Here is an 11,554-nt window from a genome sequence, read left to right on the forward strand (position 1 = left end):
CAAGACCGCCCGGCTGTTCCGAACTGTTCCGAACACCGGGTGAGCGCCGGCGGCCGGCGTCACCCGACGGGAAGGACCGCCGCCTCCTCTTCCTCCAGCCGACGGTTCCAATCGGCCTTGACGGCACGCCAGCTCTCGTCGTCGTGGCCCCGCCGCCAGTAGCCGGAGATGGAGAGCATCTCCTTCGGTACCCGCAGGTCGACGCGGAGCAGCCGGCGCAGCTCCCGGACGAACTGCGCCTCGCCGTGCACGAAGGCGTGCACGGCGCCGGGGGGCGGGTCCATCGCCCGGACCGCCTCGACCAGGGCCTCGCCGACCGTCCGACGCCTCCGGTGCACCCAGACGATCTCGGCCGCCCCGGTGGTGGTCAGCTCCTGCTCCTCGGCCGGGTCGGACACCTCGACGAAGACCCGGGCCGGCGCGTCGCGGGGCAGTCGTTCCAGGGCCGCGCCGATCGCCGGCAGGGCGCTCTCGTCGCCGACCAGCAGGTGCCAGTCGGCGGCCGGGCTCGGGGCGTAGCCGCCACCGGGGCCCCGGAACATCACCTGGTCGCCCGGCCGGGCACCGGCCGCCCACGGGCCGGCGAGGCCCTCGTCACCGTGGTAGACGAAGTCCAGGGTCAGCTCCCTGGCGGCCGGGTCCCAGAATCGGACGGTGTAGGTGCGCAGCCGTGGCCACTGGTGCCGGGGCAGTTCACGCCGGATCAGGTCCAGGTCGCAGGGCACCGGGTACTCGACGCCCGGCGGCGGGAAGATCAGCTTGACGTAGTGGTCGGTGTACCTGTCGGCGGCGAACTCCGCCAGCCCGTCCCCACCCAGCACCACCCGGATCATGTGTGGCGTGATCCAGCTGGTCCGCAGCACGGTGGCGTACCTGACCCGCGTTCCGTCCCTACCCTCCGCCATTAGCTTAGGCTAGCCTCATCGACCGCCGGGCGTCGCCCGGGGAGGCCCAGGTCACCCGCGTACGGGTCGGGGGCCTTCTCCTTTTCGCCGCCGTGACTAGGCTGTGGGTGCCACGGACCGCCACCGTCCGACAGTCGACGAGATCAGCTTCTGGGGAGAGGTCATGGGCCAGGGCGTACGCGTACAGGAGTTGCCGGGCATCGGCAAGCGGTTCGACATCGACCTCGGCCACGGCGGCGACCGGATCTCCGTGGTGGTACGCCGGGACGGCACCCGCGACCTCTACGTCTTCAACAGCCGCTCGGACGAGCCGGCGGCGGTCATCGAGTTCAGCGAGGAGCAGGCCCGCAAGGTCGGCGCCGTACTCTCCGGCACGTTCTTCGCCTGAGCGCCGTGCACGCTGACCTCATCGGCTTCGGCGCCCTCGTCCTGGCCGCCGGGCTGCTCGCCCGCGCCGGACGACGGGTGGGCCTGCCCAGTGTCCCGTTCTACATGCTCACCGGCATCCTGCTCGGCCCGGCCACCCCCGGGCCGGTCCTGGTCGCCCATCCCGAGGACCTCGCCCTGCTCGCCTCCGTCGGGCTGGTCCTGCTGCTGTTCAACCTCGGTGTCGAGTTCCCCGTCCAGCAGGTCTTCGGCAGCGGGCGACGACTCTTCATCGCCGCCGCCTGCTCCATCGGGCTGAACGTCGGTGCGGGACTCGGGTTCGGTTTCGCCCTCGGCTGGGGCACCCCGGAAGCCTTCGTGATCGCCGGCGCGCTGGGGATCTCGTCGTCGGCGATCGCCACCAAACTGCTGATCGAGCTGCGCCGACTGGCGAACGCCGAGACACCGATCATCCTCGGCATCATCGTGATCGAGGACCTGTTCCTCGCCTTCTACCTGGCGCTGCTCTCCCCCATCCTGGCCGGGGCCACCTCACCGGCGGACATCGCCATGCACATCGGCATGAGCTTCGGCTACCTGCTGCTGCTGGTCCTGGTGGCCCGGTTCGGCGCCCGGGCCATCGGCTGGCTGATCGGCAGCCACGAGGACGAACTGCTGGCGATCCTGATGGTCGGCCTGGTTGTCCTGGTCGCCGGGCTCTCCGCCGAGGTCGGCGTCTCGGACGCGATCGGCGCGCTGATGATCGGGCTCGTGGTCGCCCGGACCGCCGTACGGGAACGGGTGGAACGGCTGGTACTGCCGCTGCGGGACGTCTTCGCCGCGGTCTTCTTCGTCGGCTTCGGGCTGAGCATCGACGTGGGCGCGTTCGGCACCGTGGCCGTGCCGGTGGTGATCGCGGTGCTGATCACCCTCGTGGTCAACGTCGGCTCCGGGCTGATCACCGCCTCGCTGTTCGGCTTCAACCAGCGGGGCGCGGCGAACGTCGGGTTGACCGTGCTCGGCCGGGGCGAGTTCTCGCTGATCCTCGCCACCCTGGCGCTCGGCGCCGGGCTGAGCCCCCGGATCGGGCCGTTCGTCGCGCTGTACGTGCTGATCCTCGCGGTGCTCAGCCCGATGTTCGCGGCGCAGTCCCGCTACCTCGCCCGGTTCATCCCGGACCAGCTGCTCCGGCACCGTTGGCGGTACGTCCGCGAGGAGACGACGAGCACCGCCTGCCCGCACTTCGACCGGATCCAGATCACCGAGACCGACACCGACGTGTGCCCGCAGTGCGTGGAGTCCGGGGACGACTGGGTCCACCTGCGGATGTGCCTGACCTGCGGTGAGGTCGCCTGCTGCGACGACTCGGTGAACAAGCACGCGACCGCGCACTTCGAGGAGACCGGGCATCCGCTGATCCGCTCCATCGAGCCGCACGAGGACTGGCGGTACTGCTATCTCGACGGCGCCCTGGTCCGCGAGCCGATCGGTCCCCGGCCGAGCGTCGAATCCTGAGTTCCCGACGGCCAGGATCCGCGCGAGCGCACCTAGTCGTCGTCGATCTGGGTGAAGGTGACGGTGTCGGAGAGGTAACCCGGGAAGCTGAGGGTGAAGACGACGACGTCGTCGACCGTGTTCGCGTCCTGCACGCTCCCCACCGCGAAGCCCTGCCAACTGCTCCAGTTCGTCGGGGTGAACCGGAGCATCACCGGCTGGCTGACCCAGCCACCGGTGCCCCGCATCGTCATCCCGAGATAGGCGGCCTCGGCCGGCGGGTGGCTCAGGCGTACCCGGAACCCGGCGCCGGTGCCCTCCGGGACGGAGTCCGAGGTGGGATCGGCGATCACCGTCGGAGGTTCGCCGTCGGTCACGCAGGCCACCCCGTTGACCCGCCAGTTGGTCGGCGGGGTGTTCACTCCGGTGTGACTGCCGATGGTCGCGGTGTAGTCGACCGCGCAGCCGACGGCGGCCCGGGCCGGCCCGGCGGGGGCGACGATCGCGACGGTGGCGAGGACGAGCGCACCGACGGCACCGGACCAACGGCGTACGGGAATGACGGGCATGGGACACCTTTCGGGCAGGAACGGACGTCGCGGCGGCACCGCCGGAGCCCGCCAGCGGCGCTGATTCGCGTGTCCCACCCGCGCGTAGACATCGACAGTCTCCCATGTTCTCATCGTCGACCGGAACTGCACCACCGGTCCGGTCGGCCTCCGGACAGCACCTAGGGGCCGGCTTCGGCGGGCAGCAGGTGGCTGACCTCCGGCTCACCCTCGACGTGTCTCAGCGCGCGCAACTCGGCGGCCTGGTCGGCCTTGGTCAGCCGGCCGCCGTGCTGGCGGAGGTGCTCGTCCCAGGAGGCCAGCTCGTAGACCTCGTGGTAGCGGTCCGCCGTCTCACCCTCCCGGTAGAGACCCCAGCGCAGCGCACCGGTACGTTGCCGGGCGGCCCGGACGTCCTCCATCGCGGAGACGAAATGCTCCCGCTGTTCCTCCCGGACGGTGTAGGTCAGGATCACCACCACCGGACCGATGCTCGGGTCCGGGTCGTCCACCAGGTCGAGTTCCGGCCAGTGCGTCGCCGGGTCCTTCTCGACGGCCCGCAGGTCCGGCAGCGGCCAGATCCGTACGGTGAAGGCACCGGCGACCATCAGCAGGCCGGCGATCAGGTTGGCGAGCAGCAGACTGGTCGTGTCCGCGACGACACCCCAGGCCAGTGCGCCGATCGCCTGGCCACCGGCGAAGACGACCTGGTAGACGGCGAGGCCGCGGGCGCGTACCCAGCCGGGGAGGAACAGCTGCATCTCGGCGTTGAGGTTGGACAGCACCGTCACCCAGGCCAGGCCGGCCGGTACCAGGGCGATCAGCACCACCGCCTCGATCTTGACCAGCACCACCACGAGCATGGCGATCCCGTATGTCACCCCGGCGATCAGCAGGAACTGGTTCGGGGAGAGCCGGGACCGGACCCAGGGCAGCACCAGCCCGCCGATGACCGCGCCGACACCGAGCGCCGCCAGCAGGACGCCGTACCCGCCGGAGCCGAGTCCGAGTTCCTGGTTGGCGACGAGCGGCAGCAGCGCCCAGAGCGCGCTGCCGGGGATCAGGAAGAGCAGGGCCCGCAGCAGCAGCCGCTGCACGATCGGCGAGTGCCGGACGTACCGGCCGCCGGCCCGCAGCGCGGCGGTGAACCGCTCCGGTACCTCCACCGACCGGGCCTTGCCGGGCCGCCAGCGGATCAGGACGAACGCGAAGAAGAGGAAGGCCAGGGTGTTGAGGGCGAAAACCAGCGGTACGCCGGTCCAGGCGATCAGCAGTCCGGCCAGCGCCGGCCCGACCGAACGGGCCGCGTTCACGCTGATCGAGCCGAGCCCGGAGGCGGACTGCAGCAGCCGGCGCGGGACCAGGTCCGGGATGACCGCGGCCCAGGCCGGCAGGGTCAGCGCCTGCCCGACCCCGAAGGCGAAGGTGAGCAGGAGCAGCAGCGCCGGTGGCATCCGGGCGGCGGCGGTCAGCAGGGTGAGCGCCACCCCGACCGCGACGACAAAGAACTGCACGGCGATCAGCAGCCGCCGCCGGTCGAGGGTGTCGGCGAGCGCCCCGGCCGGGAGTGCGAGCAGCAGGATCGGCAGCATGCTCGCGGTCTGTACCAGGGAGACCAGGGTGGAGGCGTTCGGCTGCTCGATCAGGAGCCACTGGGCACCGACGGTCTGCATCCAGGTGCCGATGTTGGCGACCAGCATCGCCACCCACAGGTTCCGGTACGCCGCCACCTTCAGCGGCGCGAGCGCTGAGGGTGGCGGCTCGGCGGAGGCCGGTCCGGCGCTGACCATCGGTGTCCGTTACCAGCGTCCGTCGGCGCGCAGCACCCTCTGGCCGGAGACGTAGAGGTCGTCGGCGGTGAGCAGGAGCAGCCGTACGACCTCGGCCGCCACCTGCTCGGGGAGCGCGAAGACGGTGTCGAGGAAGTCGGCGCCGACCCGCTCCTGGAGCCGGGTGTGCATCGGACCGGGGTGGATCTCCATGACCTTGATGCTGTTCGTCCCCTGCGCCTCCGCGAGCGACTCGACCAGACTGGTACCGAAACTCTTCGTCGCCCGGTAGAGCGGGATCCCCGGGCGGGGGACGTCGGTGGCCAGCGCGCTGACGTAGACGATGTTGCCGTACCCCTGCTCTCGCATCCGGATCAGCGTCTCGCGCAGCAGGATGGTGGTGCCGAGCACGTTCACCTCGATCGCCCGACGGACCATCTCCGGCGCGAGGTCCTCCAGGGCGCCGCCGGCCCACATCGCGGCGCAGTGGGCCAGGCCGTCGATCGGGCCGTACCGGACGGTGACCTCCGCCAGCGTGTCCCGGACCTGGTCGGGCTGGGAGACGTCGCAGACGATGCCGTCGCAGCCGAGCTCGTCCCGCGCCTGGGAGACCTCCGCGGGTACGTTGCCGATGATCACCACCCGGTGGTCGGCGGCGAGGAGTCGGGCCACCTCCAGACCGAGGCCGCTCGTCCCGCCGTCCACCACGAATGTCCTGGGGTTCATGGGCACGCTCCAGCTCCCTGTCGACGACGCCGTCCTATCAAGGAGGGTTACACCTGCGGGGCGGACGTGCGGCCATGATCGCCCAATCGGGGCGGGGACGACCGGGACGGGCGGGCACGATCGCCCCGATTCGATCGACAGCCGCCCGTCACCGTCGATTCCGTGCCGAGGCGTACACAGTTCACGCACGGCCCGCAGGGTTACCGGCCATGAGGAAACTCCACCGCCGCATCTTCGTCCTCGGCGGCCTCGGCGCCGTGGGCGTCGTCGCGGCCACCGGACGGGCGGCCCTGGCCGCCCCGCCGTACCCCTTCAAACTGGGCGTCGCCTCGGGTGATCCGGCCCCGGACAGCGTCGTGCTGTGGACCCGGCTGGCGCCGGCACCGTTGAACGCCGACGGTCAGGGCGGGATGGCCAACGCCGACGTGACCGTCGAGTGGCAGGTGTCGGCCGACGAGCGGTTCAGCTCGCTGGTCGCCTCGGGCTCGGTGACCGCCCGCTACGCCGACGCCCACTCGGTGCACGTCGTCCCGGGCGGTCTCGCCCCCGACACCGACTACTTCTACCGGTTCCGGGCCCAGGGGCACATCTCACCGGTCGGGCGTACCCGGACCGCGCCGGCGGCCGGCAGCTTCGGCCGGGACCTGGTGATGGCGTTCGCCTCGTGCGCGCACTACGAGGCCGGCTACTACACCGCGTACCGACGGCTGGCCGAGGAGAACCCGGGGCTGGTCCTGCACCTGGGTGACTACCTCTACGAGGACGCGACCTCGACCGGTTCGGTCCGGGAGCACGTCGGCGGCGAGATCGTCACGCTGGCCGACTACCGGCGGCGCTACGGACAGTACAAGTCCGACCCGGACCTGCAGGCGGCCCACGCGGCCGCGCCCTGGCTGGTCGTACCGGACGACCACGAGGTGGAGAACAACTACGCCAACATGGTGCGCGCGGACAGCAGCCCGACGCTGACCGCCGCCCAGTGGACCGCCCGGCGCACCGCCGCCTACCGCGCCTACTACGAGAACCTGCCGTTGCGGCCGAGTGCCGCGCCGAACGGCAACAGCATCCCGCTGTACCGGCGGATCCGCTGGGGTCGGCTGGCCACGTTCCACATGCTCGACACCCGGCAGTTCCGGGACGACCAGGCCTGCGGGGACGGCTGGAAGGTCTGCGCCGACGCCGACCTCGCCGCCCGGACCGTCACCGGCACCGCCCAGGAGACCTGGCTGCTCGACGGCCTGGCCCAGCGTTACGGCACCTGGGACGTCATCGGCCAGCAGATCTTCTTCGCCCGCCAGCTCAACGCCTCCGGTGCGGCCAACATGGACGCCTGGGACGGCTACCGGGCCTCCCGGTCCCGGATCCAGCAGGGCTGGGTCGAGCGCGGCGTACGCAACCCGGTGGTGCTGACCGGCGACGTGCACCAGGCGTGGGCGAACAACCTGAAGGCCGACTACGCGAACCCGTCCTCGGCCACCATCGGCACGGAACTGGTCTGCACCTCGGTCTCCTCCGGCGGGAACGGGTCGGCGGAGACCGCCATCCCGAACGGTTCGTCCAACCCGCACCTCAGGTTCTTCTCCAACCGCCGTGGCTACGTCCGTACGACCATCGGCCGGACCGAACTGCGGGCCGACTTCCGGGCGGTGGCCAGCGTCACCGAACACGGCGCCCCGGTCTCCACCGTGGGTTCCTTTGTCATCGTCGACGGCCAGCCCGGCCTGCAGGCCGGTTAGGAGACGCCGCGGATGTCCACGATCAGCACACTGCTCGCCGCGTCCCTGCTCGCGGTTCCCGGACCCACCGTGCCGCCGCAGCGGATGGTCGCCGCGGCGGTTCCGGTCACCTGGCTCACCGCGAACAGCGCGGCCACCGGAGACCAGGACGTGCCGGCGATCGCCTCCAACCGCAACGGCCGGGTCGCCGTCGTCTGGGAGGACGACCGGGACTCGACGGCCCCGGAGGACGACGTCCACTCCGAGATCTACCTGCGGGTGTTCAGCAACGGCGCGCCGGTGTACGAACTGAAACTCTCCGCCGGCGGCACCGCCGGCACCGACTGGAAGCACGTGACACCGGACGTCGGCATCGACGACCGGGGCAACGTCGTGGTGGTCTGGGCGGACGACCCCGACGGCAACGGTTACTACAACATCCCGTACCGGGTCCTCTCCCCCACCGGATCGGTGCTCGCCTCCGGGCGGGCGAACGCCGCCACCGCGGGCCAGCAGCTCTGGCCGACGGTGGCGGTGGACCCGGACGGCGTACCGGGCAACCCGACGGCGGTGGCGTTCACCGTGGCGTGGGAGGACGTCCAGGACACCGGTCCGGCCACCGTCCGGGCCGCCGGCTACACCGGTGCGGCCAGCAAGGCGTACGAGGTGGCGGCCAGCCAGTCGACCGGCGAGCACCACCGCCCGGACGTGGCGGTCTCGGCCTCCGGTGACGCGCTGGTGGTCTGGGACGAGGACGCCGACGCCAACGGCGTCTACAACGTCGGGCTGACCCGGCTGGCCCGGGGCGACGGTGCGGTCAACCTGTCCCGCCGGGTCGCGAACTCGGCCACCGGCGGCCAGCAGTGGCATCCGGCGGTCTCGGCGAACTTCACCGGCGACTTCGTCGTCGCCTGGGAGTCCGACCACACCGGCGGTCCGGGCGTCTGGCTGCGGTCGTTCACGAGTGCGGCCGTGGCCCGACATGCCGAGGTCGAGGCGGTCACCGGTGCCGGCGATCCGGTGGTCGGTCTCGACGACCAGGCGAACGTGGTGGTCGGCTGGACGGTCGGCGGTCAGGACGTCGCGCTGCGCGGCGTCAACCCGGACGGTACGTTCACCGGCCGGCTCGCTGCCAGGGTGGTCGGGCAGACCACCACCGGACGGCAGGAACAGCTCGCCGTCGCCGTCTCGCCCTGGGGCGAGTTGACCGTCTGCTACACCGACGACAACGACGGCAACCTCTTCGACCAGGTCATCCTCGGCCTGGACGGCAGCAACTCCGACTGGCGCCAGCAACGCTGAACGGAAGGGGCCCTTCCTAACGCTTTCTGTATGGGAAGGGCCCCTTCTTAACGCCGGTGCCTGCCGGCGGTCGTTGCCACCGGACGGTCCAGCCGGCGCCGGGTGGCCGGGGGGGCGAGCCGGCGGCGGGCGGCGCGGATCAGCCGACGGTCGCGGGGATCAGGGGATCAGGGGATCAGCCGACGGTGAGGCGTTGGTGCCAGGCGACCGCGGCCGGGTCGGTCAGCGAGGCGACCTGGTCGACCAGCACCCGCAGCCGGGTGTTGTCGTCCGGCGCCGCCCTCCAGAGCGGCGCGAAGACGGGGTCGAGCGCGTCCGGTGCCCGGACGGCCAGCGCCCCGACCAGCTCGGTCAGGATCTCGCGCTGGCGGGCGTACCAGCTCTCGGCGCCGGGGCGGCGCATGACGTACCGCAGGGCCATTCCCTTGAGCAGGGCGCACTCGGCGCGGATCCGCCGTGGTACCACCAGCTCGGCGGCGTAGCGGTGCAGCGGTCCGACGCCGTACCGCTGCTGGGTGGCGGTGACCGCCGAGGCGACAAACCGGCCGGTCAGCACGCTGGTGGTCGCCTTGAGCGCGGCCAGCGACCGGTGACTGCCGTCGTAGCCGGCCAGCGGGGCCAGCAGCGGGTCGTCGAGCAGGTCCGCCAGTACCTCGGACAGGTAGTCGGCGGACTCGGGCGAGTAGCGCCCGGCCACGTCGGCGCAGAGCGCCGCCCGCTCGTCGGCGTCGGCGCGCAGCGGCAACAGCCGCAGGTATCCGCCGTGGATGCCGTCCTCGACGTCGTGCACCGAGTACGCCACGTCGTCGGCCCAGTCCATCACCTGTGCCTCCAGGCAGCGGACCTCGCCGTCCGGGGCACCCCGGCGCAGCCAGGCGAAGGTGTCGAGGTCGTCGGTGTACACCCCGAACTTGCGCCGGCCGGCCCGCCGGGGCCAGGGGTACTTGCAGACGGCGTCGAGCGTGGCCCGGGTCAGGTTGAGGCCGACGGAGGTGCCGTCCGACCCGTACACCTTGGCTTCCAGCCGGGTCAGTACCCGCAGCGTCTGGGCATTGCCCTCGAAGCCGCCACACCCGGCGGCCAGTACGTCCAGCGCGTCCTCGCCGTTGTGTCCGAACGGCGGGTGTCCGAGGTCGTGGGCGAGCCCGGCCACGTCGACGATGTCGGGGTCACAGCCGAGCCGGCCGCCCATCTCGCGGGCGATCTGGGCGACCTCCAACGAGTGGGTGAGCCGGGTACGCAGAAAGTCGTCGGTGCCGGCGGTGTGCACCTGGGTCTTGGCGGCGAGTCGCCGGAACGCCGCCGAGTGCAGGACCCTGGCCCGGTCCCGCTGGTACGGGCTGCGTCCGTAGCCGGTGTCCTTCGGCGCCTCCACCACCCGGCGTTCCGCGTCGTGGTCCGGGTCGTGCCCGGGCCGGCCGACCGTGCCGAGAGTGCTCACCGGTCCGTGCCGAGCGTCGTCATCGGCCCCGCCGGTCAGCTCCGCTGCGCGAGCACACAGAACTCGTTGCCCTCCGGGTCGGCCAGCACGGTCCAGGTGACGTCGGACGACTGACCGACGTCGACGTGTCGGGCACCCATGTCGACCAGTCGTTCGACCTCGGCCTCACGGTCTGTCGGCCGGAGGTCGATGTGCAGCCGGTTCTTGGTCTCCTTGTGCTCCGCCACCGGTACGAAGACCAGGGCGGGCAGCACGTCCGGGGCGCGGCGGATCTCCACCTCGTCGGGCAGCTCGTTGACGATCTGGTAGCCGAGGGCTTCGGCCCACCAGCGTGCGAGGCGGGCCGGATCGGCCGCGTCGACCACCAGGTTTTCCCACACGCTGCCCATCGGCCAAACCTCCGTCACGAGGGAAACAGGGTTCGCGTGCCGCTCAGGTTACGCCTGGCCGCCGAGACCGGAGAGCCAACCGGAGCCCGACACTCCCGCCGATCGCGCGCTGCCGCCGGCCCACAACCACCGAACAGCCGAGAGTCGCCGAACGATCGCCGGTGGTCACCGGCCCCCTGACCGGCCATGGCCGGGTGTAACGTGCCGGAGGCGGAAGGTGACCAGCCAACGACGTCGGCCCATATCAGCGGGCAGGGCGTCCGCCGGCACGGACGACCGGTCCGCGTCTCCGCCGGCAGGTTCCCGACCGCCGGCACGTTCCACGCTCAGCGGCACCGGACCGACACCCGAAGGAGAGACCAGTGAACGCTGATGCCGCCCTGCTGGCCGAACTGCACCGGCTGCGCCGTGCGGTACCGGAGATGTCGGGGGCGGTCCTGGCCGCCGTCGACGGCCTCCTGGTCGCCGGCGACCTGCCCGGCGGCGACCCGCACCACCTGGCCGCGCTTTCCGCGGCGAACCTCGGCATCGCCGACCGGCTCGCCCGCCTCGCCGGGCACGGCCCGTTGGCCGAGTCGGTGGTCCGCTGCGCCGAGGGGTACGTGGTGACCTATCCGGCCGGCGCCGAGGCGATCCTGACCGCGATCACCGGTACGGCGGCCGACCTGGCCCGGCTGCACGCCGAGGCCCGGCCGGCCGCCCAGCGGCTCGGCGCGCTCTGGGACGCCGTACGTCGGCCGACCGTGGCCACGGCGATCCCGCCGACCAACGACCCGGCGGCACCGCTCGCCACCCGTACGCCGATGGCGACGTTGCCGGCCGGGCTGTGGTCGGAGTCGGGCGGCTGGCGCTCCCCCGGTCGGGAGTGAGGCGCCGCCCGAGTCCGCGTCACCGTCGGT

At 71.9% G+C, this 11,554-nt stretch carries 11 protein-coding genes; 5 read left to right on the top strand and 6 right to left on the bottom strand.

The genetic code is table 11. The features are described 5' to 3' along the window. Positions 1-59: 59 nt before the first annotated feature. Positions 60-905: a siderophore-interacting protein gene (locus tag V1633_RS34195; RefSeq protein ID WP_331218435.1), complete on the bottom strand. Its 846-nt coding sequence runs from the start codon at positions 903-905 to the stop codon at positions 60-62. Between the two features lie 103 nt (positions 906-1,008). On the opposite strand from V1633_RS34195, the gene V1633_RS34200 reads away from it, so the two are divergent. Together V1633_RS34200 and V1633_RS34205 are read left to right on the top strand one after the other, a co-directional pair. Beyond that, positions 1,009-1,293 carry a potassium transporter TrkA gene (locus tag V1633_RS34200; RefSeq protein WP_331218436.1) on the top strand — a complete coding sequence of 95 codons (285 nt, stop codon included), beginning with the start codon at positions 1,009-1,011 and terminating at the stop codon, positions 1,291-1,293. Between the two features lie 5 nt (positions 1,294-1,298). After that, positions 1,299-2,786, top strand: a complete 1,488-nt coding sequence (locus V1633_RS34205; RefSeq protein ID WP_331218437.1) for a cation:proton antiporter domain-containing protein — start codon at positions 1,299-1,301, stop codon at positions 2,784-2,786. 32 nt (positions 2,787-2,818) lie between these two features. Here V1633_RS34205 and V1633_RS34210 read toward each other — a convergent pair whose 3' ends face one another. The 3 genes from V1633_RS34210 to V1633_RS34220 form a co-directional block, all read right to left on the bottom strand. Further along, positions 2,819-3,334 (bottom strand): hypothetical protein, encoded by a 516-nt coding sequence (locus V1633_RS34210; RefSeq protein WP_331218438.1) that lies wholly within the window; start codon positions 3,332-3,334, stop codon positions 2,819-2,821. A 161-nt stretch (positions 3,335-3,495) separates the two neighbouring features. Further along, positions 3,496-5,103 carry an MFS transporter gene (locus V1633_RS34215; protein ID WP_331218439.1) on the bottom strand — a complete coding sequence of 536 codons (1,608 nt, stop codon included), beginning with the start codon at positions 5,101-5,103 and terminating at the stop codon, positions 3,496-3,498. 9 nt (positions 5,104-5,112) lie between these two features. Further along, a complete protein-coding gene (locus tag V1633_RS34220; protein WP_331218440.1) occupies positions 5,113-5,808 on the bottom strand; it encodes an SDR family NAD(P)-dependent oxidoreductase in 696 nt (231 codons plus the stop codon). Between the two features lie 209 nt (positions 5,809-6,017). On the opposite strand from V1633_RS34220, the gene V1633_RS34225 reads away from it, so the two are divergent. Together V1633_RS34225 and V1633_RS34230 are read left to right on the top strand one after the other, a co-directional pair. Next, on the top strand, positions 6,018-7,544 hold the full coding sequence (locus V1633_RS34225) for an alkaline phosphatase D family protein (RefSeq protein ID WP_331218441.1): 1,527 nt from the start codon (positions 6,018-6,020) through the stop codon (positions 7,542-7,544). A 12-nt stretch (positions 7,545-7,556) separates the two neighbouring features. Next, positions 7,557-8,825 carry a hypothetical protein gene (locus V1633_RS34230; protein ID WP_331218442.1) on the top strand — a complete coding sequence of 423 codons (1,269 nt, stop codon included), beginning with the start codon at positions 7,557-7,559 and terminating at the stop codon, positions 8,823-8,825. A gap of 175 nt (positions 8,826-9,000) precedes the next feature. On the opposite strand, the gene V1633_RS34235 is transcribed toward V1633_RS34230, so the two are convergent. Beyond that, positions 9,001-10,266 carry a deoxyguanosinetriphosphate triphosphohydrolase gene (locus V1633_RS34235; protein ID WP_331218443.1) on the bottom strand — a complete coding sequence of 422 codons (1,266 nt, stop codon included), beginning with the start codon at positions 10,264-10,266 and terminating at the stop codon, positions 9,001-9,003. A 35-nt stretch (positions 10,267-10,301) separates the two neighbouring features. Further along, on the bottom strand, positions 10,302-10,655 hold the full coding sequence (locus V1633_RS34240) for a VOC family protein (RefSeq protein ID WP_331218444.1): 354 nt from the start codon (positions 10,653-10,655) through the stop codon (positions 10,302-10,304). 362 nt (positions 10,656-11,017) lie between these two features. Here V1633_RS34240 and V1633_RS34245 point away from each other — a divergent pair, with 362 nt between their 5' ends. Next, entirely contained in the window at positions 11,018-11,524 is a 507-nt protein-coding gene (locus V1633_RS34245; protein ID WP_331218445.1) for a roadblock/LC7 domain-containing protein, read from the top strand. Positions 11,525-11,554: the final 30 nt, after the last annotated feature.

Origin of the sequence: Plantactinospora sonchi (assembly GCF_036422035.1) — a bacterium.
Lineage (GTDB): Bacteria > Actinomycetota > Actinomycetes > Mycobacteriales > Micromonosporaceae > Plantactinospora > Plantactinospora sonchi.